Below are 24,089 nucleotides of genomic sequence, written 5' to 3' on the forward strand. Positions count from 1 at the left end.
GTCAACTAATACTCGGATTCCTATTCCTAAGATTCCGAGATCCAGGAACTTTTCGGCTGGGACGGCGCTGGTTCAAACTGCTCGCACTGCGAGTATTCAAAGCATCAGCAGAACCTGTTAAACCCAAATCTTGTAAAATTTCAAAAGCCGCCCTTTGTCCAGTTTCGCAACCGCCTTCCATATAACCTTGATTTTCCAGCGAAGTGTGTTCTCCGGCAAAATATAAATTACCAACTCGTTCGCCTTCTACGCCGTGCATTTGCGTCCACTGTCCGATTAAATAGCAGGAATAAGAACCTTTAGAAAAGCGTTCTCCCGGCCAATAAGCTCGTACAGCTTTACCCGATCGCAAATTGCTCACTCCGGGAAAAACTCTTTCAAATTGTCCCAAAAATCTTTGTGCTTGGTCTTCGGGAGTTCCGCTACCGATCGCCAAACCCTGCTTTCCTCCTGTAAAATTAGTAACTAAACCGTTACCAGTAGGAGCAAAAGGCGTAGCTTCCCAGCTATTTTGGAATCCTAAATCGGTATAAACAGAAGCAGTCGATTGATAAACTTCCCGCCAAATGCGGCTGCGGTAGCCCGTAACTAACTTAGAATTGGTACCGTAGCCCAATTGCTCGATCGCCCTGCGCTTTGGTTGGGGCAAAGGTACGTTAATTTTAACGTCACGCAGAGTGCTAAACGGCAAAGTTAACAAAACTCGCTCGTAAGTGCGCTCGAAGGCGCTTTGTCCCGATCGCAAATTTACCCGATAGCGGCCATCCGGTAACAGAGTAATCGCTTCCAAAACCGTCCCCGCTTCGATCGAATCAGACAATTTATCCGCCAAACTGTTGACAATTTGACTGTTACCGCCTTCAATTTGATAGCGCTCATCGCTGTTGCCGTATAATTCAAAACTGTTAGGTTCAGAACCGATTAAAAACAGCAGATTTAACGCCGACTGTTCCTCGGGATCTCGGCCGTATTCCGCCGTGTAAGCAATGCGGAGCAACTGCCGGACAATCGTGCTAGTATCAGATCCATCGAGATATTGAGCGATCGAAAGATTGTCCAATCTTTCAGCAGTTTCCGTAAAATCTTGATAGCTAAAGTTATCGCCCACTGCCTGCCAATCAGCACTAATTTTAGTGGCTAGCGGCGCAAAATCTGCGATTAATTGTTCTTGAGAAAAGCGTCGCCTATCAAGGAAAAAAGTATCCTTCACCAATCCCCGCTGCACGCCAAGTAAATCGATCGCCTGCAAACCCAATTCCGTCGCCAGGGAAATTAAAGTAGTGTGGCCGGTGTCAATAAATTCTCCCCCCAAATCCGCCGAAATCTGCGTTCCAGCCACCTTGGGAGCCGTGCGAATCCTCCCCCCCACGCGGTTAGTTGCCTCAATGATATCGGCACGCACGCCCGCTTGACGCAAGCGATAGGCCGCCGTCAAACCCGCAATTCCCGCACCCACAACCAAAATGGGCGATCGTCCGCCTTGTTGAGCAAAAGCTCCCTCCCTGGTAAAAGTCGCAGCAGCTACAGCCCCCGCAGCAGCTAAACCCCCGTGCAGCAACTGGCGCCGAGATATGGGAAAATTGGAACTGCGCGAAGTCAGCATCCCCAGTAATTCATCAGCCGGAATGCCCGTTTCCCGAGACTTTTGGGCAATACTCGCAGCGCGGCGCAGCATTGCCATCAGTGCAGATTTAGCCATAATTGAGCCACCCTCACAAAACTTCGGTGTAAACTGGATTGTCGATCGAATTTGATTATGCACTTTCCAGCCTAAAGTACAAAGAGATTTTTTTTAATAATGCTAACCCTCAGAACACTGTTCGACAGCAAATTTTATCTCGAAAACAACCCAGATGTCGCCGTAGCAGTTGCCAGAGGTACGGTATCGAGCCCCTTCGATCACTACCAAAAAATTGGCCAATTTGAAAATCGCAACCCCAATGCCCTGTTCGACGCCAACTATTATTTAGACACTAATACAGATGTAGCAGTATCAGCTAAAAAAAATAATTTTTCCGCCGCCCAGCACTTTATTAAATTCGGTCAATTTGAACAACGGAGTCCCAACCCTTTGTTCGATCCAAGTTTTTATCTATCAACCAACCCAGACGTTCAGACAGCAGTCCAAACAAATCAATTTACCGCATTTGAGCATTACCTGAAAGTGGGTCAATTTGAAAACCGCAAACCCAGTGTTTTTTTCGATCCGAACTTTTATCTTCAAAAATATCCGCTGGTAGCAGCAGCCGTCACCAACGGTATAGTTAAAAGCGCGATCGACCACTACATTCAATTCGGCGAACAAGAAGGACTGCTAAGCACACTCCCCGCTCCCGCCGACAATTTAAACGCAGCAAAAAACCTGGGAATTTTGACCAACATTCAAAGTGCCAGCGATTTTGTGGGCGCTGCTCAACCAGCAAACATTTACAGTTTTATCCTCAATACTCCGAGCATTTTCAGTGCAACTGTGGACGGTTTGAGTGCAGATGTTGACGTAGAATTAATTAAGGATATCAACGGCAACGGCGCAGTTGGATTAGACGATCTTATTGCTTCGTCTAACAATTTAAGCACGGCTTCAGAAACAATTGTCAGCAATGGGGCTTTGCCTGCGGGGACTTATTTCGTCCGCGTTTCTCAGTTTCAAGGCGATACAAATTATGACTTGAGATTGCTTTCCGCTCCTTCTCCCACGCCGCTTGTATGACAGGATGGTTTACCGTCGAAGGCAACCGTAGCTGAAGGTGGAAGGCATTCTGCCGAATTAAAGAAAATTTTTGAATTCAATAGACAAGATTGCAAAAATAATTAGGACAGGCTAGAAGCCCATCCCACAATTTTTTTTTCTTGTGGGACGTTGCTCTGAGCAGCGTCCGAAAATTTGATTAAAAGGACTTTTGCAATCTTGTCTACTGAACCGTATTGGGGCATAACGGCGCGGATACGATCGCCCATTTAACCAGCAGACAAAAACCAGGGACTAATTAATTCCGCACAGACCACGATCGCACTTTACCCAAAGTAACCGGCATCACATCTATCACGTCAATTGTATAGCGGTAAACTTTCTTAGCTCGACTGCTATTTTCAGAATCAAAAAACTTCAATTTCACATCCCAACAGTCGCTATTCAGGCGGCAGAACGGGCTTTTTTCCACTTCGATGCTATCGAGTTCCATGCCTCTAGCAACGGCCTCGGCAAAGGTAGAAGCAGCTTGGAAAGCATTTGTCGCAGCGAAATTGAGAGCCCGATCGCGCGCAGTTTTCCCTAAGTTCCGCAAGTCGAAATAAATGCGGTGCAGGAAACTAACCAAAGAACGCCGTACCGCTTCCTCGCTCACATCACCCATTCCATCCCGCAGAGTCTCCAAAGCCGCACTTACGAGGCTATTAACAGACCAGCCATACATTCCCCGCGTCACTCGCGGTTCAATCACCGGCACCAATTCCCCAGAAAACAGTTCAACCGTGCCACCGCTGAGCCTTCCCGGGAGGCTCATCCGCTCGATGTAATCTTCGCTTTCTTGTGCAATCAACTGTGCTGCTAGCAATTGTATGAGGCCTTCGTACACATCCGCCCCAAACGACCCTTTCGGTTCAATGGCGTAAACCGGCGTTAATTCCTGATTCAGCGTCCAAATTAAAGCCTTTGCTTCCGATGGGTTTTGTTCCAGATAGTTCGCCATTTGGCGCGCATCGTAGGGGTTGGCGGGAACCGTCACGCCCTCAATTTCCACAGCCGGCATCAATTGTTTGAACGTATCGCGCCTCGCCTCGGTGCCGAAGTCGTAGCCCAAAGTTCCCAGGGCATAAACCAGCTTTGACGGAAGGCTCGCAGTGACGCCTGTTGTAGGTGTGTTGGGCGTGGTTGGAATTTCTGAGGAAGAGATTTCGCCGCCCCTATGCGAAGCTGCGATCGAACCTAACTCCCCATGACGAGGGAAGGCGGAAGTCACTGCACCCAAGAGCACGGGAGTTAGCGCACTCTCATCTATGATTGCTTCCCTCTCATCGGAATACAGCAATTGGGAGAAAGGTTCTGCACTAGCTGCAAGTTGAATTGGACTGAATGTCGAAGGCGCAACAGCCGCCAGCAGTTCCCCTGTCAGCAAGCGAACCGCACCGGGAATATTCAGTGTCCCCCGCAAGCAGCGCTCCGGTTCTTCCACTTCTTCAGGATCGCAGGGAATGGCGCTGTTTAAAATGGCAGCGCGAACCGCTTCAGCATTTGGCTTTTCGCCCCGCTGCAATTGCAAGCTCATTAACAAAGCAGAAAGGCCGGTAATAATCGGAGCCGCGCAACTGGTGCCTTTTTTCCGCGCCGGCTCGTCTGTTCCCGGTTGCGCCCCTAAGATATTTTCCCCAAATGTCATGATGCCTTGCTCTTGGTACTTGCCACCCCAGTTGCTAAATTTAAACGGGATGCCGTCATCCCGCAGTGCGCCCACTGTGAGGACGTTTGGCAACACGGCGGGGACGCACCAGCACTCGCCTTTGTCGTTACCCCCCGGCGCGACAACCAAGATGCCGTTATCTTGACATTGCTTGACAGCGCGGCCAATTAGTTCGTGGGCGAGGCCGCTTTGGGTGGGGTGGCAGGCGGCGCAGTGGATGATATTTGCTCCTTGTGCCATTGCCCAATTGAACGCGCGGGCGAGGTTGAGGGGGGAGATGAATTCGCTGCCTTCGCCGTTAATGTCGATCGGAATATTGATAGCGGTGCAGCCAGGAGCCATGCCTGGGGCGGGGGAACCGTGCTGGCCGATAATGGTGCTGGCAATGTGGGTGGCGTGGAAGTCACATTCGAGGCGGCCGAGGATGGGTTTGGGGATGGTTTCTTTTAGGGCTTCAATTTCTGCTTTTAAGGCTTCTTCTTCGGCGTCTGTTTCTTCTTCACTTTTTTTTATATCGGCCTTTTCTTTTTGTAGGGCTAGGATTTTCCACCATTGCTCTAGATAGGCGGGTTCGATGGGTTCCGGTTCTTCCTGCCAGTAGGGGCGTAGTTGGCTGAAGTTTGCTCCTTGGAAGCAGGCGCGGGCCATGTCGGCGGAACCGTCGAGCACAGCGATTTTGATGCGGGGGTCGCCTAGAGTATGCGACCAAAGTTCGGGAAGACCGGGAATCGTTATCAGGTCAGGCATAGTGTAATTTGGGATTATTGTTTCGTTATGCGTAGGCTGTGTTAGCGACAGCGTAACGGATCGCTTTTAGATGATGACAAGAAATAAAACTAAATAGGAATTTAGATTTAAATATGTTAAATCAGGTAGTACAAATTCATTTTTTGAATTGTCCCTGCTAGTAATTCACTTTCTTGCAAAGCTACGCACATTTCCTTGACGGGTTGTTCTCGGTAATAGGCGTGGACTCTACGGGCAGTATCGTTAGCAGCAAAATAATTGAGAAAATCGTTGAAGTTTTCCAAGTAGTAATATACTACTTTTTCTGCATTTGCTTTGGATAAACCTACACAAATTCGACTGCACGCAGGTAAAGGTTGTAAAGCTTGGGTTGACAAAACCTTGGCTAACCTTTGCTGAATATGAATTTGTTGAAACTCTTGCTTTTTAATATAAAGATAAAGCTCAATGTTGCTGCCACCATTCAGGCTCAAATCAAAACCCAGATGTAAGCTATTACTTACCATTAGAGCTTGAATAGTTTCGTCTAATCCACCGTTCAATGCTATAGCTACTTTTAGCTTTTCTGGATAGTCTTTAATCGTTAGCGCCAGCTTTAACTTTGATTCAGCTAATTCTCGTCGTACATCAACTCCCACCATGAATCCTGTCATTTTACTGAAGTCGAAGTCCTCGCCGAAAAATTGCTGAATTAAAGAATGATTTACTCGCACATCTGCACGCGCTTCTACTTTTTGGAAAAAGTTATAGACTGCGTTGAGTTGTTCGAGATTTTGGAGTTTAAAACCAATATCAAAGCGAGCAGGATAAAGTTTGTCTTGCTCGATTTTACAGGAAGATTCAAGTATACAATTTTCGGATGTTTTTTCAATTTGTTCGACAAAGTTCTCGAAAACATCAAGAGGGTAGAGATTCTCGACTTCAAAGACACGCTTATGGATGCCAATGTAGTAAAGTTTTTTGCTGTTTTCTAACAAGGTTGTCATTGTTTGCTAATATTTTAATGAGGAAGCTTTATCTGCCTTAATCAAGGTAACACAGAGTCAATGCCAAGAAAACGCCGTCATTTAAAAACTGGATATTCTTACCATATCACCACCCGTTGCAACAACCGCGAGTTTAAATTAGGACGGCGCGAATGTCGGGAGGTGTTTCTCTATGCAATTAAGAAAGCGTTGGATAAATACAAGTTTATGAACGTTTAACTGATGACGGGTTAACTTTGTGGCATCCCGCTTTTCTCCGACTAGGGAACAGCTTAGAAGAATGTGCCAGAAAGTACAAAGGCTTTTGTTAGAAGTACAAACCCCAGGAGAAGAACCCAAGCAAGTGCCACTGGGGAAGTAAGCTACTCACTGGGGTTCATCTTTTCGATAAAGGTTCACCCAAAAAAGCCAAGTCCTGTTACGTAGCCCCCCCCCGTGCCTGGTATCGGAAGATGAAGAACTGACAAGGGTTATACGTCAATTCATCGCTGCCAATAAGCGCAATCATGAGGTAGAAACTGAGTTTTGACCTGTGTTGAGGTGAGTGATGCTGTGGCAGTGATTACTCGGCGTCGCCGCCCGCAAAAGGGAATCGAAAATCGAGGCCTTGGGCCTCAACAGTGCCACACGAAGAAGCAGAAGTGGTGGCAGTGGTGTCCCGTTGCACAGGGGCAGTTTGAATGGGGCGCAAAGATTTCTTCTTCATACAAGTCTCCTTGAATTTTGGGTAGATTTTCCGACGGCTGAGCGTCACCTTTGGCTTTACTTTTCGCGCTCTTCGAGTGCGGATAGTTTTCGCGTGGCAACTCTCACCGACTTTTCTATTAATTAGATTAACACTTTATCGAAAGTTGTCAAGCTTTTTTCAGTATTTTTTTTCAGTATTTCTTATTTAATTTTTCGCAGTAAATAGCGCCCGGTTTCAAGAGCCACCCAGCCTCAAAAGCCGAAATTATGTTGATAAATTGCCGGGAAATGGAAGAGGGGGAAATGGAAGAGCGATGCCCTTGATTCTCTCAAGCAGCTTTTAGTAAGAATTGGCTTGAGGTTTTTGCCAGAAGTACAAACCCAAGCAGAAGAACCCAACCAAGTGCCACTGGGGTAGCAAGCTACTCGGCAGGGTTCATCTTGAGGATAAAGGTTCAACTACTCACCCCAAAAAATCCAACTCCTGTTTCGTACCACCCCCGTGCCAGGTATCGGAAGACGAAGAACTAACAAGGGTTGTACGTCAATTCATCGCTGCCAATAGAGCGCCAAAGGAGGTAGAAACTGAGTTTTGACATTTTTTGAGGTGAGTGATACTGTGGAAGTGATTACTCCGCGTCGTCGCCAGCAAAAGGATACATTGCTGTGGACTCTCGTAATGTGGAGGCCGCCAGGCCGACATGGCTACTAGCTGAAGTGGCAGTGGTGTCCCGTTGCACAGGTGCAGTTTGAATGGGGCGCAAAGATTTCTTCTTCATAATACAAGTCTCCTTGAATTTTGGGTAGATTTTCCGACGGCTGAGCGTCACCTTTGGCTTGACTTTTCCCTGTTTGGGTCTAGTTTTCGCGTGGCAACTCTCACCCACTTTTCTATTAATTAGAATAACACTTCGTCGCAAGTTGTCAAGCTTTTTTCGAGAACTTTTTTCAGTATTTTTTTATTGAATTTTTCGCACTAAATAGCGCCCGGTTTCAAGAGCCACCCAGCCTCAAAAGCCGAAATTATGTTGATAAATTGCCAGGAAATGGAAGAGCGATCGCCCCTTTGTTATCCTTTGTTTATAGTAAGAATTTGGTCAAATTGAAGAGCGATCGGGGCTCGGAAAACTCAGCATTGACAGAGATTGTACGTCAATTCATCGCTGCCAATAAGCGCAATCATGAGGTAGAAACTGAGTTTTGACAACATTTTTTGAGGTGAGTGATACTGTGGAAGTGATTACTCCGCCTCGTCGCCAGCAAAAGGATTTGGATCTAATATACTACAGGTGGTGGTTGTACAAAGAATATTTGGAGATTAGGTTGGTAAGAGGCCGCCAGGCCGTGGCTACTACTAGCTGAAGTGGCAGTGGTGTCCCGTTGCACAGGGGCAGTTTGAATGGGGCGCAAAGATTTCTTCTTCATACAAGTCTCCTTGAATTTTGGGTAGATTTTCCGACGGCTGAGCGTCACCTTTGGCTTTACTTTTCCCTGTTTGGGTCTAGTTTTCGCGTGGCAACTCTCACCGACTTTTCTATTAACTAGATTAACACTTTATCGAAAGTTGTCAAGCTTTTTTCAGGAACTTTTTTCAGTATTTTTTATTGAATTTTTCGCAGTAAATAGCGCCAGTTTTTAAGAGCCACCCAGCCTCAAAAGCCGAAATTATGTTGATAAATTGCCAGGAAATGGAAGAGCGATCGCCCCTATTTAAACTCAGAAACGATGCCTTCCAAAACCAATTTATGACCAAATTCGGCCCCTGCGGAAAGGTACCTTTGGTCTATCAGCTTGCGCCTCAGACAACTTCTTCCACCAGTAACCGTAATCTTCCAATCCCGTCGAATTTAATAAACGCTCTTTCGCGTCTGGCGCGTCAATAATTGGCATGATTGACTGACCCCAAACTGCATCTCCGTAAATCTTGCCATTTTGAGGTTTTTTCGCCTTTTCTCGCGCCAAAGTCCCCGACCCTTCCGACAGCGACCAGTAGCCTACTAACCCCGCTTCATTTCCCTTTAAACGGTGAACTAACTTCGATTGAATTTCCTTAGCCGTCCGCACTTTATTCCACAGACGAACCTCAGAGATTTTACCATTAAATAAATAATCTCCGTAACCCGGTTGTTCTGTGTTCCCCGCACCAATGCGGAGGGGACGTTTAGTATTTGCTTTAAACTTGACATTCTCTTGCTTGCTTACTTCCTGTCCGTTGACATAAAAATGAGCCGTATCAGATTTTCCATCGTAAACCCCCGTCAAATGTACCCAAACATTAATCTCAACATTCGGCCCACTCAACACAGTCCAACTCGCTCCCACTTCGCCGCTTCCCAGCCAAAACTCCCATTTCCCAGCAGGAGTTGCGTAGAACAAATAGCCCTTGCAACCATTCACATCAGACCCATCCCGCGAAGTCAATACTGATCTGTATCCATCGCCTCCAATAAACATCACCCACACCTCAACAGTGAACGTAGTGGGATTGATTTCCTTGGCATAATCAATATCAATCTTGTCATCAATGCCGTCAAAATTCAGCACTGTTTGCAAGCGTTCTTGCACAGCATTCGTATCCGTCATAGTAACTATCTCCTGTGTTTCAATTACTTCAGCGAGCACGGGAACCTCAGACAACTCCCAAGTTGCTCCGTGAATTGTCCCGTGATTCGCATTTTGAGTCTTGTCGCAAACTGTATTGGCGGTACCTTCATTGAAAGGCCAATAGCCGGCCAGTCCCGGTTCATTTCCTGCCAAACAGCGAGACATATCCGCTTGAAGTTCTGCCTGACTGCGGCATTTATTCCAAATTCTAATTTCCGAAAGTTGACCCTTCCAACACTCTGCACCTTGAGGATTTTTCGTGCCAATGAACCAACTTATGCTGCTAGATTTTTTCCGGCGTTTGCCATCCAAAGTCTGCACGAGTTCACCATTTACATAAAAGTGCAGCTTGCTGTTAGCTTCAAATACTAGCGCTAGATGAAACCAAGTGCCTGCTACAAACTTAGCTGAGGTAGTGTTGTAATTTTTCCTCTTATAAACCGTGAACCGAAGCTGGTTGTTAAATAAACCAAAACCCCAAGCAGGATGCTCCGAAAATACTCTTTGCACCCCCTTATTTGTTTTAGTTTTTACCCAAGCTTCTACGGTAAAGTTGTTGCCCAATTCGCAGGAAATATGGGGAATGGCAACATAACTGTCTACCCCGTCAAAGGTCAGAACTGGTCGGCTGTTCTTTAGGAGATTAGTCATCACTTTGATTCCTGCTGGCTTAAGAGTTTAGATATGAATTGGAGAAGGAGGCTAAGTTTCAATACGGTTCACTTAACATATTTATGCCCCGGAGATCCCCCTAAATCCCCCTTAAGAAGGGGGACTTTGAGGGCATTCTTGTCCCCCCCTTTTTAAGGGGGGTTAGGGGGGATCGTCTTAAGTAAACCGTATTGGGCTAACGTATTGGGCTAAGTTTCCCATTTCATATCTAAACTTTTTAGTTGAAAAATCAGCCGTTATTTTTGGCCGAAAAAATGACAAAAGTGGTTTTTACCGCCTGCCGCCCCAGCAGCCACAACCAGAAGTTTTAAGCTGCTGATAACTGCGGTAAGCAAAAGGTGCTGGGTCATTGTAATTTGCCCCGTGCATCAAATCGATGCGAATGTCAACCAAATCTTCCGATCGACCGTTCACAACATCCACAGAGTGGTAGGGGTGAATGAGTTCCGGTCTTTTCACAGGTGCTGATAATTTCGGCAGCTTCATAATATGTCCAAATTAGTAAGGAGTAGACCAAGAACGCACTTCGCCCAGCGTCACCGGGATAATGTCGCTGACATCGATCGTAAAGCGGTAAACTTTCTTAGCGCGGCGGCTATTTTCTGGATCGAAAAACTTCAATTTCACATCCCAGCAATCACTATCAAGCCGGCAGAAGGGGCTTTTTTCTACGTTAATGCTGTCGAGTTCCATTCCTGTGGCCACTGCCTCGGCGAAGGTAGAAGCCGCTTGGAAAGCGTTAGTAGCGGCAAAATTCAGCGCCCGGTCTTGCGAAGTGGTTCCCAAGTTCCGCAAATCGTAGTAAATGCGGTTGAGGAAGCTGCCGAGGGTGCGCCGCATCGTTTCTTCAGTTGCTTCTGTTGCGGTAGTCCGTACCGTTTCCAAAGCAGCCGTGACGAGGGTATTCACTTTCCAACTGTACATTCCTCGCGTGTTGTGCGGCTCAATCACCGGCACCACTTGCCCGGAGAAAAGTTTCACAGTTTTGCCGCTCAGCACGCCCGGAATCGTGACTCGTTCTATATAGTTTTCGCTCTCTTCCGCCTCTACCTGACCGGCCAAAAATTCTTGCAAAATCCCGTAGACATCGCGGCCAAAAGCTCCGACTGGCTCAATGGCATAAATGGGTGTCAATTCTAAATTCAGCGTCCAAATTAAAGCTTTTGCTTCCGAGGGGTTTTGTTCGAGATAGTCGGCCATTTGACGACCATCGTAGGGGTTGGACGGCACGGCGGTATTCTCAATTTCATAGGCCGGCATGAGTTGCTTAAACGAGTCGCGCCTTGCTTCGCTGCCGAAGTCGTAGCCCAGTGTTCCCAAAGCGTAGACGAGTTGGGAATCTTCCAGGTCGCTGGGTGCTTGGCTGGCAGCGATGCCGGTCGGTCTGTTGTTGGACATAAAAGAGTTTCCTGCACTAAATGAATTGATTGGGCGGGGCAAAGATGTTTCTGCTGCTGTAGTTGCTGGTAGAGACGGGCTTACTTCTGCCGAAGTCGCTGAAGTAAGTAGCTCTAAATCTGATGTTTCGGGCGCTTGGTTGAAAGATTCCAGCACTTGCTCAGAAACCCCCGATCCCAGATCAATAGTTCCGTCGCAGCCGCAGCCTGCTGCTTCAACTGCTTCTAATTCCTCGGACATCTTTCCTCCTTGAAGTAAATAATAAGTTGCGCCCAGAATGTTGAGCTTTCCAGCCAAACAGCGACGATCGCTCTCTGGTAGATCTGCATCGCAAGGTAAGGCACTCTTTAAAATGGCATCTCGTACCTTGCCTGGATCGGGCGTTTCTCCGCGCTGAACTTGCAAGCTAAGCAGCAAAGCCACAACTCCAGATACAATCGGTGTTGCAAAACTGGTACCGCTCAACCTGACTGTGCCGCCTCCTGGCTTTGCCCCCAAGATATTTTCTCCTGGTGCCAGAATTCCTTGATTTTGGTAGGCTTCACCCCAGTTGCTAAAGTCAATCGGCTTGCCCCGATTGTCCATTGCCCCTACGGCCAAGACAGCCGGAAGTGCTGCCGGAACGTGCAAGCATTCGCAGCCATCATTGCCCGCTGCGGCCACAATTAAGACATTGCGGTCTTGGCAGAGTTGTACCGCCCTTGCTAGCCAGCCTTCGGCTTCCCCTATTTCGGTCAGTTGACCGCCACTGACGTTGATGACGTGAGCTCCTGCATTGACTGCTTGCTCGATCGCGCGAGCTAGATCCAGTTGAGCCAGTTTCAGGCGATCGTCAGCAAAAATGGGAATAACTAAGCCCCGACATTGGGGCGCTATTCCGCGTATTTCAGATCTTCTGTGCTGGCCAAAAATCGTGCTAGCAACGTGCGTGCCATGCAGGGACATGGAACCTGAGACTTGTGCTTCCCCTTTTACCAAGGTTGGCAGCCGCGTCAGATTGGCTCCCTCAAAACAGGGGTGAACAAGGTCAACTAACCCATCAAGGACTGCTACACAAATCTGCGAATCCCCTTGAGTTTTTGTCCACAGCTCTTGGATACCTCGTAGCTCTGTTAAGTCGGACATGAAGTCTGAAAAATACTTTGACCAAGCTTTATAGAAGCTTGGGCAACATTCTACAGCACGCTATACCGATAAATTTCTGTCTATGAAAAATTTAATGTAAATTTTTGTTGATTTGTATAGGGGGTAGAACCATGAGGGGTCAGACCGCCTACAACCCGCAGATTTTGAGGAAGGATAAAGGTAAGTAGGACTTACGCATTGACAAAATGATTGTATTGTCAATACATCTGAAGAGAGGCATCGCTATTCCCTCATGAGACAGAATTCGGTTGCCGAACTTCCTTCTTTCCGAAGTTTCAATTATTAGTTGTTGGCCCGTCGGGAGAGGGTACAGATTGAATTGGTGTCGGAGGCAAATTAGAGCGGCTTTTGGTGAGAGTAGCCGACACCAAAGCATAGCCCAAAACAGCAGGAAGCACGATCGCACTCAGAAACACGATCGCCATCGCCCATGTCATCGCATTCGAGATCGGGCCGTAATGAGTGCGGTAAGGGTCAAACATTGGTAAATTAGGCATCGGGGCGTCCCGCAGCGCGATCGGGCGTTTGAACCGCACCCGCCTGTCATCGAGCTTTTCGAGCAAAATCCAGCCAACTTCCGCCTCTTCCCGACACAGCTTGTGAAAAATCGCCGGATTGCGAAACAAATCGCTGCTAGCCCGCACAATCTTGTATTCCCAAACTGTCAAATCATCAGGATTGCGATCGGATTTTGGATTGCCATTTGCGATCGCATTTTTAGGCGTACTAAAATTATCTTCTTGAGATTCGTACCGAGTCAAAACTTCCTCCTCCTCATCGCATTTTTGCCCCGCAGCTAATTGCTCGTGGCTAACCAAGATACCCATGATTGCAGCCTCCAAGCCGAGACTGCCAACCATCAAACTCCAAATCATAATTTCAGTCATACAAGGAGTTAAAAGTTAAAAATTAAAAAATCAAAAGACTCGCTTTTAACTTTCAATTTTTAATTTTCAAATAGCCTTCCACCACACAATCTGCACCCACCGCGCGCCAAGAAACCCGCTCTAAAGTTAAAGCATCAGTCATTGCAGAAAACCCCAAATCTCCTACAGGAGTTGGAGCATCTTGGCCGCCGACAATTTTAGGAGCAATAAAAGCCATAATTTTTTGTACTGCACCTTCAGCAATTGCCTTAGCAGCCAAAGTGCCTCCACACTCCCAGAGTACAGAAAGAAAAGATCGATCGTACAAATAAGCCATCACATTAGTCGGTGTCAGCGGCGACAATTCCACAACTTCCACCCCTTTGGCGATCAAAAATTCCTGAAATTCCGGGTTAACCCCAGGCTCAGTCAGCACCAAAGTAGCCGCCACAGAGGTTTCCCACAACCAAGCCGACTTCGGCAAATCCAGAGTGCGGCTCATCACCACCCGCAGAGGATTATGCCGATCGGGTTGGTGGCTAGTCAATAAGGGATTATCTAGACGCACCGTATTTCCCCCAACAATCACCGCATCGCAGCCGACGCGCACCCGATGCACCTCGCTCCTCGCCTCCTGGCCTGTCACCCAAGCGCTATGACCGGTATTGGTAGCAATTTTACCGTCCAAAGTCATCGCATATTTCAAAATTCCGAAAGGCTGGCGGTGCAAAATCCGGTGTACGAAAGCCTCGTTAAGTTTCTGACAAGCTTCCCCTTCCACTCCCGTCACCACTTCAATCCCGGCTTCCCGCAACCGGGCCAGCCCAGTTCCCGCTACCAATGGATTGGGATCGACCATGCCAACCACTACTTTTGCCACCTTGGCCTTGACTAAAGCTTCGGAACAGGGAGGAGTTCGCCCGTAGTGGTTGCAGGGTTCCAGGTTGACGTAGACTGTCGCTCCGGCGGCGAGTTCCCCCGCTTCCCGGAGCGCAAAAACTTCGGCGTGAGGTTGGCCAGCACCGGGATGGAACCCTTCGCCGACAATCTTGCCGTCTCGGACAATTACAGAACCGACGAGGGGGTTGGGTGCGGTTTTGCCGAGGGCGTGGCGGGCCAATTCTATGCAGCGGCGCATCATGGCTCGATCGAACTCTTGAATTTCGTTGTCCAGTTGTTTTGTAGCTTGCTGCTGTCGATTAGCTAAGCTGGCGATCGGTTTAGCGTCCGCCGGAAAAGTTTCCATAAGATCTTGGTATGATATCTATCCCTGAGTGTACTGACTTTGATGCTAATTTTGGGTGCGAAACGACGATCGATTGCCGCTGGGACAAACTGTACGTTACCACTGAGATATTGCATCATTGTCAATTAGCCTTTTATGAACAGGCAAGATGCCTATTCCACAAGAAAATTTATCTTTTGTGGAACAGGCATCTTGCCTGTTGCTGACAATGGTGCAAGATGTGAGTTACCAGGAGTGAAGGGCAATTTAGGGCGATCGACCCCACACACCCAAACAAATAGCTTTAACATGAAGAAACAATAGCAGGCGTTTAACAAAAAACCATGACTCAGGACATGAAGCGGGAATTTGCCAGTCGCGACGAATTAATAGCCTACGTGCGCGAACAGTTTCCCGAAGCCGCCGCCCGCGATAGCAACGTACCCCCAACCACAGGCGGGCGCAAAGCAGCGGAGACACTCCTGCAAAAAATTGACCCAGGCAAATACGCCTCAAGCCGCAACTTCCTCAACGGCGCGGTAACGCAATTGTCGCCTTATTTACGCTACGGCGTTTTGAGCCTTGCCGAAGTCCGGGATGCCGTGCTCGCCAAGGTGCATCCAGAAGAAGCCGTAAAACTTGTCAACCAATTGGGTTGGCGGGATTATTGGCAGCGACTGTACGCCGAATTGGGCAAGGGGATTTGGCAAGACCAGGAACCCTACAAAACTGGTTACACTGCTAAATATTACAGCGAAACCATGCCGCAGGATGTCGTCGAAGGCACGACTGGTTTAGTTTGCATCGACAGTTTCAGCCGCGAGTTGCGAGAAACTGGTTATTTGCACAACCATCAGCGAATGTGGATTGCCGCTTATCTCGTACATTGGCGGCGCGTGCACTGGCAAGCTGGAGCTCGCTGGTTTTTGGAACATTTGCTAGATGGAGATCCGGCGAGTAATAATCTTTCTTGGCAGTGGGTAGCGAGCACTTTTAGTCATAAGCCTTATTTTTTTAATCGGGAAAATCTGGAACGTTACACTAAGTCGGTTTATTGTGGTGATTGTCCTCTGTACGGGCAATGCGATTTTGAGGGAACTTACGAAGATTTGGAAGCCCAGTTGTTTCCCAATGCCGAAAAGGTCGATCGCACGGGCGGTTCTCAAAGTTGGCAACGCCCTCAAAAGGGAAAGAAAAATTAAGTCAGTAGTCAGTTGACAGTTGACAGTTGTCAGTTGTCAGTTGACAGTTGTCATTCGGAAGAGGGAACAAGCAATTAAAATAATTAATTTTTTTTACAATTCCCAATTACAATTCCCAATTCCCAATTACAATTCCCAATTCCCAATTCCCAATTTATGAACAATCCAATTATTTGGCTGCACGGCGACTGTTTGAGTCCTCAAAGTCCGGCTTTTCAAGCGCACCCAGAAGCACCGGCAATCTGGGTTTGGGATGATGCACTCATCGATGAATGGCAGTTGAGTCTCAAACGAATGGTGTTTATTTACGAATGTTTGCTGGAGTTGCCGATAGTTATTCGGCGTGGAAATGTCGCTGCTGAAGTTATCGCTTTTGCTAAAGAATCCGGCGCGAATCAAGTAGTTACAGCGGAAAGTCCTAGTCCTCGGTTTGAGGAGATTTGCCGGGAAATTCGGCAATTATACCCTGTAGAAGTTTTGCCACCAGAACCCTTTGTCCGCTACGATGGTTATATTGATTTGAAGCGTTTTTCACGCTACTGGCGCGTCGCCGAAAAATACGTTTTTTAATGGGGAATTGGTAATCGGGAATTGGTAATGGGGAGTTGGTAGAAAAACAAGAAAGAGGCAAAGCGAATCATCTGATTTTTTCCCTCTTCCTTCTAACAACTAACAACTGACAACTGACAACTGACAACTGACAACTAACAACTGACAACTGACTTCAAGTCGCCTTCAAACGCTGTAATAGCCATTGAAATCTAGATTGAGCCAAATCTGGATTTTCGACATTGTGGGCGATCGCGCGTTCGTCGTCGGGATCTTGATATATTAAATAATCAGTCTCTTCGCCGAAGCGTTTGACTGTACCCCGAAGTCTCGACGACAGAAATTTGGTAATCGCCCGATAAAACCGCAGGGAAAACAACACGTCTTGTTCCAGTTTTTCAGTTAGCAGCCGCCTCGGAATTGACAGGATGAGACATTCATCAATTGTCGTGACGCTAGCAGAAGGAAGTCTCCCGTCTACAAAAGACATTTCGCCCAACACTTCCCCGCAGATGATTTGTCCAATTTCTTTGTCGCCCAAAGATGATACAGAAACGCTCAAAGTTCCATTCAGAACTATGTACAGCGCGTCTAAGGGTTTACCTTCGACGATCACGGTGGTGCCGGGGGGGACTATGGTGCGGGTGCCGTTGGCGAGCATCCAATCGATGTCGCGATCGCTCAATTCGCCTAATATCACTAGAACTTTGCTCATAAAGTCAGGTTGAGATTCAATAGTTTTTTACTAATTTTTACCAATAAAACACGGAATTTTAGACAATTATAATAATAATATTCACTAATTTTTACACGATCGAGCTACAGCTATTTTGGGAACCAGTGCTATTCTACATCACTTGTCACAGACTACGCAGCAGCCGATCGCCCTGGCGCAACTGTCCCAATTTGAACGACTGCCCAAATATTTTTGAAAGCTTGCTGTATCTTGGTTTTAAGCCGGTGCGCCCTCGAAAATTCAATTTTTCCGGTACTACTGCGAATGCAGCGCCCCCAAGTACAGAATTATAGAATGCCAGCGATGCGCGCGATCGGCCTCTCAATTCAGCAGCAGCGAGGGTGAAATCCTTCCTAGGATTGATTTTTAGCCGATCGAACTGTAAATTATAATTAGCATCTAAACCCGCTGTCTGTTCTTGAATCTAATCAAATTGCGAGTTGACTCCTCAAGGGTTAAGTGCCAATCTAGGAACAACACAAGTCATATTTGTGTCATTTTTGAGCAAAGCTCTCGATGGGAGCCCTCAAACACTTACACTTTTAACACAGCATTCATTGAGGAGTTTCTATGAATAGTCTATTTTCCAAGTCTACTTTTGCGTTAATAAATCTTGCAGCTTTAGCAGTTTGTTGCGGTACCCTGTCAGCGAAAGCTGAAACTGGCAACTTGCCTGATGTCGGTACAACGGCAACTTTGGCAGCTCAAAATATTGACCAAGTTTCTCAGCCTGTGGCAACTTCAGCGGTTAAACCCGATGCAGAAACCACCGCTACTAATACAAAAATTGATTCTATCAGTTGGAGCGAACTAACAGCAGCGGCAGAGCCAGCAGCCTCCGCACCGGCAGCCAACTCGCAAGCATCTGTGGGCACACCGGCAGAATCCACAGCAACAACATCGGAAATTGCGGAGACTGAAACTGCGCCAAATACATCGATTGCTGCTGAGACCGAAAAATCGGCAGAAACAGCTAAAATTGCTGATAGCGTCAAAGTGCAGCCAACGGTGGAGATTGCCGAAAAGATCGATCGACCTAATTCCGAACTGACAGCAGCCAAGGAAGAAAAAGAAGTCAAAACAACACAAGAAGTGTTAAGCAATCCTGTCAGCACTTCCGCCAAAACCCTGACAAACCAACCGAAACTTGCCGAAAAACCGGCAGCAGTCTCCGAACCAACTGAAAAAGTAGCTCAAGTCCCCACCATCAGACCGGGCCGAGCTACCCGTTCAGGGCCGAGCTACGTCGGTATTGGCGGTAACATCGGTTTTGGCGGAGATTCAGCCCTAGGTGACACTTCATTTGCGATTATTAGCAAAATTGGTTTGACAAACAATTTCTCGGTGAGGCCGAGTGTTTTGTTCCGCGACAACTTAACAGTTCTAGTTCCACTCACCTACGATTTTGTATCTAAAGAGGCCGTCGAAGTCAGCGATGATTTTGTGATTACCGCTGCTCCTTATTTAGGTGCTGGCGTAGCCATTTCTACCGGCGATAACGGTAATTTTGGCTTCATGATTACAGGGGGTGTAGATGTGCCGCTGTCGAGTAATTTTACAGCTACAGCCGGACTGAATATTGGTTTTCTCGAGGGAACTGATGTGGGATTGTTAGTCGGTGTCGGCTATACCTTCCCGAATCTGATCAGATAGTATTGCTATTTGAGCAAACGCAGGATCAGTAAATAGGCGCTGGGTTGACTGTAGGAATACAGTCAGCCCTTTTTTGATGGAAAATCAACAGCAATTCGCCGGACGCGGCTATTCGGAGGGGCAATTTGGAGGACACTTAGTTGTATAATAGATAAACTAGCCTTACTAAAAAGTAGAATCCTATGTCGCAGGGAATCTTCAACAAAATCCTCAATCAGCTTGACACCCTGGAAGTGCTAGAACTACAGCAACTAGAGCGTGCTATTGGGAACTCTCTGGCTCATAAAGAACAAGCTGCTCAACGCACAAGATTTCACCAAGCGCTGTTAACTTCTGGTTTAGTCAAAAAAATCAAGCATTCTTCTTGGACTCAGCAAACAGAACGGCGACTAATTCAGGTACAGGGGCAGCCTGTTTCTGAGACAATTATTGAGGAACGTCGCTAGATGACAATTTATTTTGTAGATAGCAGCGCGCTGGTCAAACGCTACATTAGTGAAATAGGTTCGGGATGGGTTTTGAATTTGTTCGATCCTGCACTTAACAACGATATCTTGATTGCTGGTATTACCAGTGTGGAAATTGTTGCTGCAATTACCAGAAGGTCGCGCGGCCGAAGTATCAATGCGACAGATGCTACAGCAGCGTGCAATCAGTTCAGGAGTGACCTGCAATCTGAGTATCAAGTTGTAGAATTCACCGAAAGTATTATTAACTCTGCAATGGCATTAGCTGAAACCTACGGATTGCGAGGCTATGATGCTGTGCAGCTAGCAACAGGCTGTAGCATAAATAACCTCTGCACAGCTAACAATTTGCCTGCGATGACTTTTGTATCTGCTGATGGGGAGCTAAATGCAGCAGCAACAAGTGAGGGTTTGGTAGTTGAAAATCCTAACAACTATCCGTAATATCGATCGTCGGAGGACGCGGAAATTCGGAGGATGAGGTGCAAAATTAATTGCGATCGCCCAGAGGGATTTTCCTCAAAGATATAATGATAATTGGCTCGCACTTTCTCCCCAAACACCCGAAAAAACCGTGACCAAAACAGAAATCTTAGCCGCACTCAAAAATCTGACAGCAGAAGAACGCCTAGAAATCATCGAAACAGCTTCCCGGATGATGCGCGAAGACATCGAAGCAAAAGTCCAGCGCAAAGCCGAGAAAAAGCGCCAACTCAGAGCCGCAGCAGAAGCCGCAGTCCTAGATTATATGCCGGGAGGTGCTTTACATGATTTGTGGTCGCCAGACAGCGAACCATATTTTGAATCTGAGGAAGAATACCTAAGCGCAGGGATCAAAACTAATGCGTAGAGGCGAAATCTGGCTGGTTACACTTGAGCCTACTGTTGGGGCTGAAATTGGCAAAACCCGTCCCGCAGTTATTGTCAGCGATGAGACGGTGGGAATTTTGCTGCTTGAAGTTATTGTTCCCATCACTGACTGGAAAGAGCGATATACACCGAGAAATTGGATGGTTCGACTAGAACCCAGTGGCGAAAATGGCTTGATTAAAGTCTCAGCCGCCGATTGTTTTCAAGTCCGTTCCGTTTCCCAACAAAGATTTGTCCGACAACTCGGAACCCTTTCCGAGACAATTATGGAAGAAATTGCAGAATCACTGATAATTGTTTTGGATCTGGATTGAATAACTAGGCAACAGCACACAAATAGTGTTATTTATAAGTAGATTGTATGGCGCGATGGCCTTAAATGATTCCTATACAACTTACACTCAAAAATTTTCTCAGCTATCGCGAAGCTGCTTTAGACTTTCGCGGCCTGCACACCGCTTGCATTTGCGGGCCTAACGGTGCTGGTAAATCTTCTCTGCTAGAAGCGATCGCCTGGTCACTTTGGGGCTGTTGTCGCAGCGATACAGAAGACGATATCATTCATATCGGCGAAATTGATGTCCGCGTTGATTTCACTTTCTCCACGGGCGGCCAAATCTACCGGGTGATTCGCAACCGCCGGCGCGGACAATCGGGGAGTTTGGAATTTCAAGTCAGCTTGAATTCTGCTACAACTCAGGATGGACTTAGTTTTCGCACGCTCACGGACAAGGGGCTGAGAAATACTCAGCAGAAAATTCTCGAACATATCAAATTAGATTACGATACTTTTATTAACTCGGCGTATTTGCGGCAGGGGCGTGCTGATGAGTTTATGCTCAAAAAGCCGATCGACCGCAAGCAAGTTTTAGCTAACCTCCTCAAGCTCGATCGATACGACACTTTATCCGAACAAGCCAAGGAAAAAGCCAGAGAATTTAAAGCCAAAGTCGAAGTCCTCAAACACAGTTTACAAGCCGTACAAGAGCAACTGCAACAAAAAGAGGCGATCGCATCCGAACAAACTCAATTACAGCAAGCAACCGATTTGCTCTCTTCACAGCAGCAAGCCGACACAGCACATTTGCACCAACTGCAACTCCAACACCACAACCGCCAAACTTGGCAAAAACTCCTCGCAGGCCATCAGCAACAGCACTATAATATTTCTCAAGAATGCCGCCGCTTGCAGCAAGAACTCAGCGCCGCCAAGCAGCAGCAGAATGAGCTACAAGCCCTGTTGACACAAGAAAATGAAATTACAGCCGGAATTGCCTATTTTCATAGCTTGCAATCCACCGAAGAATCTCAGGCTGGTAAATTCAAGGCTCATCAACAAGCCCACAATCAGCGCCAAAACTTGCAAGAACAGCAACGGCAAGAACTGAGCCTTTTGCAAAACAAAATTCAGCAATTGCAAGCTCAATTAGATGTCTTAGAACAAGATGAAAAAGATGTTCTAGATGTTCTCAAACAGCAGCCGGAGGTTGACAAAGGACTCGCACAGTTGCAAGCAGCCCGATCGCGCCTCAATGAACTAGAGCAACTGCAATTGCAAGTTTCGCCGTTGCTACAACAGCAGCAGCAGTCGCAAACTAAGCTCGATCGCGCCCACGCTGGTTTAACCGCCCGCTTAGCCGAAATCAACCGACAGGTGCAAGTTCAGCAACAGCAGCGACAGCCGCAATTACAGCAGGAAATCTCGGCCATCGCCCATCAAATTGTGCAGTTGGAAAACAAGCGAATTTATCAGGAGCGAGTCCGCGAAAAAGGCCAAGAAAGGCACAGCTTTCTGGAAAATCTGCAAGCCAAAAGCCGCGATTATCAAACCAGACTCACCGAAATTGACCAAAAACTGCAACTGTTGCGGAAAAATGAAGGAGAAACTAGCGCGGGTGAAGGTAAATCAGCCAATTTTGCGGAAACTCAGGAAGTGAATTCGCCTTTAATTGTCAGGGATGCAACTTTTGGCAATTGTCCTTTGTGCGATCGACCTTTAGACGAACACTACTGGAATTTGGTAGTCACCAAACATCACTCCCAACAGCAGGAAATCTGGAACCAACTGTGGGTTGTCCGCGAACAGTTAGCCGTCTCCGAACGCGAAATTCAAGTTCTCAGAAACGAATACCGCGAATTAGAACAGGAATTAGCACCTTACCAAGAATTGCGGGAACGCCGCAGCCATTTGCAAGCACAATTGGATAGCCTGGGCCAAGACGAAACTCGACTGCAAAGTATGCGTCTTGACGCTGCGGAAATCGAGCGGTTGCTGCGTACCGGCGAGTATGCAGCCGATGACTACGCTGAACTCCACCACATCGAACAGCAACTGCAATTGCTCAATTATAGCGATCGCAGTCACTCCCTCGCCCGCAGCGATGAAAAGCGGTTGCGGTGGGCGGAAATTAAGCAAGCTCAAATCAAAGATGCTCAACAGAAACTCAATAAAATTAACAGCCGCCGCCCGGATTTGCAAACTCAATTAGCCACTGTACAACAACAGTTAGAACTGCAAAAAAATAGCTCGGAAATTCAGCAGCAAATTCTGTCTTTAGATAGATACATTGCGGAAGTTGGTTATAATTTGGAACAGCACGAACACGTCCGCAGCGAAATGCGTAAAACGCAATTTTGGATCGCCCGCGCTGAAAAATTGCGATCGGCAATTCAGCAATTCCCGCAAGTCCAGCAGCGGGTTAATGAAATCGCCAATTCTATCGCAGTGCGCGATCGCGATTTGCAAGCTGTCACCGCTCAAACATCGGCGATGAACCAGCAGTTACAAGAACATCCCGATCCCACAGCCCCAATAAGTGCGATCGAACAGCAAATGGGCCGTCGCCGCCAACAGCTAGACCAACATTTGGGAAGTCTCGGACGACTCCAGCAGCAGCAGCAAAATCTGGAAGCTTTGGAAGTTCAGCTAGCCGCTCAAAAAGAGCAAATGCAGGTAACAAAACGCCAATACAAAGTTTATCAAGAGTTGGGTCAAGCCTTTGGCAAAAACGGCATTCAAGCTTTAATGATTGAAAATGTTTTGCCTCAACTCGAAGCTGAAACTAATCAGATATTGTCGAGATTGAGCGCGAATCAGTTGCACGTTCAATTTATTACTCAGCGGGCGGCGGCTGCTAAAAAATCAACTAAATTGATTGATACTTTAGACATTTTAATTGCTGATGCTCGCGGGACTCGCGCCTACGAAACTTACTCCGGCGGCGAAGCTTTTCGGATTAATTTTGCGATTCGGCTGGCGCTGGCGAGATTGTTGTCTCAGCGGGCGGGGACGGCTTTGCAAATGTTGATTATTGATGAGGGATTTGGGACTCAGGATGCTGAAGGGTGCGATCGCCTGATTGCTGCAATTAATGCGATCGCCTCTGACTTCGCCTGCATTCTCACCGTCACCCATATGCCGCACCTCAAAGAAGCTTTTCAAGCTAGGATTGAAGTAAGCAAAACTGCTCAGGGTTCTTGCATCAGTTTGTCAATTTAAAATTGTTATACCATTTTGAATTTTTAATTATCGATTCAAGATGTAGCGGTTGAAACCGCGTCTACACAAACAAAACCCGGATGGTGCGCGGGTTGAAGATAAGACTGTTTATTCCCCGGAGATCCCCCTAAATCCCCCTTAAGAAGGGGACTTTGAGAACACTCTTGTCCCCCCCTCTTCTTCAGGGGGGCTAGGGGGGATCTCCGGGCTTAACTGAACCGTATTCTTGTATAGGCGCGAATTCCATTCGCCCGCTCTTCAACCCGCGCACCATCCGGGTTTTGTCTGTATAGGCGCGAATTCTATTCGCCCGCTCTTTGATTCGCTCTTCCTTCCATTCGCCCGCTTTCCCATTCGCCCGCTTTTCCATTCGCCCGTCGGCTTT

At 47.3% G+C, this 24,089-nt stretch carries 22 protein-coding genes; 9 read left to right on the forward strand and 13 right to left on the reverse strand.

What is annotated here, in order from left to right:
• Position 1: 1 nt before the first annotated feature.
• On the reverse strand, positions 2 to 1,699 hold the full coding sequence (locus K4039_RS07395; RefSeq protein WP_265234503.1) for an NAD(P)/FAD-dependent oxidoreductase: 1,698 nt from the start codon (positions 1,697 to 1,699) through the stop codon (positions 2 to 4).
• Positions 1,700 to 1,798: 99 nt separating this feature from the next.
• Here K4039_RS07395 and K4039_RS07400 point away from each other — a divergent pair, with 99 nt between their 5' ends.
• Positions 1,799 to 2,710 (forward strand): calcium-binding protein, encoded by a 912-nt coding sequence (locus K4039_RS07400; protein ID WP_265234504.1) that lies wholly within the window; start codon positions 1,799 to 1,801, stop codon positions 2,708 to 2,710.
• A 277-nt stretch (positions 2,711 to 2,987) separates the two neighbouring features.
• Here the strand turns inward: K4039_RS07400 and K4039_RS07405 are convergent, their stop codons facing one another.
• The 10 genes from K4039_RS07405 to ribD form a co-directional block, all read right to left on the reverse strand.
• Positions 2,988 to 5,144 (reverse strand): PatA/PatG family cyanobactin maturation protease, encoded by a 2,157-nt coding sequence (locus K4039_RS07405; RefSeq protein ID WP_265234505.1) that lies wholly within the window; start codon positions 5,142 to 5,144, stop codon positions 2,988 to 2,990.
• Between the two features lie 116 nt (positions 5,145 to 5,260).
• Complete coding sequence (locus K4039_RS07410) at positions 5,261 to 6,130, reverse strand: LynF/TruF/PatF family peptide O-prenyltransferase (protein ID WP_265234506.1); 870 nt, start codon at positions 6,128 to 6,130, stop codon at positions 5,261 to 5,263.
• A 562-nt stretch (positions 6,131 to 6,692) separates the two neighbouring features.
• Positions 6,693 to 6,836: an anacyclamide/piricyclamide family prenylated cyclic peptide gene (locus K4039_RS29905; protein WP_375339789.1), complete on the reverse strand. Its 144-nt coding sequence runs from the start codon at positions 6,834 to 6,836 to the stop codon at positions 6,693 to 6,695.
• 610 nt (positions 6,837 to 7,446) lie between these two features.
• On the reverse strand, positions 7,447 to 7,596 hold the full coding sequence (locus K4039_RS29910; protein ID WP_375339791.1) for an anacyclamide/piricyclamide family prenylated cyclic peptide: 150 nt from the start codon (positions 7,594 to 7,596) through the stop codon (positions 7,447 to 7,449).
• Positions 7,597 to 8,092: 496 nt separating this feature from the next.
• Positions 8,093 to 8,242, reverse strand: a complete 150-nt coding sequence (locus K4039_RS29915; RefSeq protein WP_375339790.1) for an anacyclamide/piricyclamide family prenylated cyclic peptide — start codon at positions 8,240 to 8,242, stop codon at positions 8,093 to 8,095.
• Positions 8,243 to 8,560: 318 nt separating this feature from the next.
• Positions 8,561 to 10,072, reverse strand: a complete 1,512-nt coding sequence (locus K4039_RS07420) for a LamG-like jellyroll fold domain-containing protein (protein WP_265234507.1) — start codon at positions 10,070 to 10,072, stop codon at positions 8,561 to 8,563.
• A gap of 291 nt (positions 10,073 to 10,363) precedes the next feature.
• On the reverse strand, positions 10,364 to 10,579 hold the full coding sequence (locus K4039_RS07425; RefSeq protein ID WP_265234508.1) for a cyanobactin biosynthesis system PatB/AcyB/McaB family protein: 216 nt from the start codon (positions 10,577 to 10,579) through the stop codon (positions 10,364 to 10,366).
• Between the two features lie 12 nt (positions 10,580 to 10,591).
• The gene (locus tag K4039_RS07430; protein ID WP_265234509.1) at positions 10,592 to 12,616 is read right to left on the reverse strand and encodes a PatA/PatG family cyanobactin maturation protease; all 2,025 of its coding nucleotides are present in this window, start codon (positions 12,614 to 12,616) and stop codon (positions 10,592 to 10,594) included.
• Between the two features lie 296 nt (positions 12,617 to 12,912).
• Positions 12,913 to 13,524, reverse strand: coding sequence for a hypothetical protein (locus K4039_RS07435; RefSeq protein WP_265234510.1), 612 nt, complete (start codon positions 13,522 to 13,524; stop codon positions 12,913 to 12,915).
• A 52-nt stretch (positions 13,525 to 13,576) separates the two neighbouring features.
• On the reverse strand, positions 13,577 to 14,749 hold the full coding sequence (ribD, locus tag K4039_RS07440) for a bifunctional diaminohydroxyphosphoribosylaminopyrimidine deaminase/5-amino-6-(5-phosphoribosylamino)uracil reductase RibD (protein ID WP_265234511.1): 1,173 nt from the start codon (positions 14,747 to 14,749) through the stop codon (positions 13,577 to 13,579).
• A gap of 323 nt (positions 14,750 to 15,072) precedes the next feature.
• On the opposite strand from ribD, the gene K4039_RS07445 reads away from it, so the two are divergent.
• Positions 15,073 to 15,930, forward strand: a complete 858-nt coding sequence (locus tag K4039_RS07445) for an FAD-binding domain-containing protein (protein ID WP_265234512.1) — start codon at positions 15,073 to 15,075, stop codon at positions 15,928 to 15,930.
• A 156-nt stretch (positions 15,931 to 16,086) separates the two neighbouring features.
• On the forward strand, positions 16,087 to 16,500 hold the full coding sequence (locus K4039_RS07450) for a hypothetical protein (RefSeq protein WP_265234513.1): 414 nt from the start codon (positions 16,087 to 16,089) through the stop codon (positions 16,498 to 16,500).
• Positions 16,501 to 16,654: 154 nt separating this feature from the next.
• Here the strand turns inward: K4039_RS07450 and K4039_RS07455 are convergent, their stop codons facing one another.
• Positions 16,655 to 17,194 carry a cyclic nucleotide-binding domain-containing protein gene (locus K4039_RS07455; protein ID WP_265234514.1) on the reverse strand — a complete coding sequence of 180 codons (540 nt, stop codon included), beginning with the start codon at positions 17,192 to 17,194 and terminating at the stop codon, positions 16,655 to 16,657.
• A gap of 591 nt (positions 17,195 to 17,785) precedes the next feature.
• Between K4039_RS07455 and K4039_RS07460 the strand changes: the two genes are divergently transcribed.
• The 6 genes from K4039_RS07460 (at position 17,786) to K4039_RS07485 (ending at position 23,704) form a co-directional block, all read left to right on the forward strand.
• On the forward strand, positions 17,786 to 18,868 hold the full coding sequence (locus K4039_RS07460; RefSeq protein WP_265234515.1) for a hypothetical protein: 1,083 nt from the start codon (positions 17,786 to 17,788) through the stop codon (positions 18,866 to 18,868).
• Between the two features lie 182 nt (positions 18,869 to 19,050).
• Positions 19,051 to 19,314, forward strand: a complete 264-nt coding sequence (locus tag K4039_RS07465) for a hypothetical protein (RefSeq protein WP_265234516.1) — start codon at positions 19,051 to 19,053, stop codon at positions 19,312 to 19,314.
• The gene (locus tag K4039_RS07470; RefSeq protein ID WP_265234517.1) at positions 19,315 to 19,779 is read left to right on the forward strand and encodes a type II toxin-antitoxin system VapC family toxin; all 465 of its coding nucleotides are present in this window, start codon (positions 19,315 to 19,317) and stop codon (positions 19,777 to 19,779) included.
• Between the two features lie 130 nt (positions 19,780 to 19,909).
• The gene (locus tag K4039_RS07475; protein ID WP_265234518.1) at positions 19,910 to 20,185 is read left to right on the forward strand and encodes a hypothetical protein; all 276 of its coding nucleotides are present in this window, start codon (positions 19,910 to 19,912) and stop codon (positions 20,183 to 20,185) included.
• Positions 20,178 to 20,519 carry a type II toxin-antitoxin system PemK/MazF family toxin gene (locus K4039_RS07480; protein ID WP_265234519.1) on the forward strand — a complete coding sequence of 114 codons (342 nt, stop codon included), beginning with the start codon at positions 20,178 to 20,180 and terminating at the stop codon, positions 20,517 to 20,519. The genes K4039_RS07475 and K4039_RS07480 overlap by 8 nt, the downstream gene beginning before the upstream one ends.
• Positions 20,520 to 20,584: 65 nt before the next feature.
• A complete protein-coding gene (locus K4039_RS07485; RefSeq protein WP_265234520.1) occupies positions 20,585 to 23,704 on the forward strand; it encodes an AAA family ATPase in 3,120 nt (1,039 codons plus the stop codon).
• 190 nt (positions 23,705 to 23,894) lie between these two features.
• Here the strand turns inward: K4039_RS07485 and K4039_RS07490 are convergent, their stop codons facing one another.
• On the reverse strand, positions 23,895 to 24,074 hold the full coding sequence (locus K4039_RS07490; protein WP_265234521.1) for a hypothetical protein: 180 nt from the start codon (positions 24,072 to 24,074) through the stop codon (positions 23,895 to 23,897).
• Between the last annotated feature and the right edge of the window lie 15 nt (positions 24,075 to 24,089).

The organism is Lyngbya sp. CCAP 1446/10, from assembly GCF_026130175.1.
In the GTDB taxonomy this organism is placed as follows: Bacteria; Cyanobacteriota; Cyanobacteriia; order Cyanobacteriales; family Microcoleaceae; genus Microcoleus.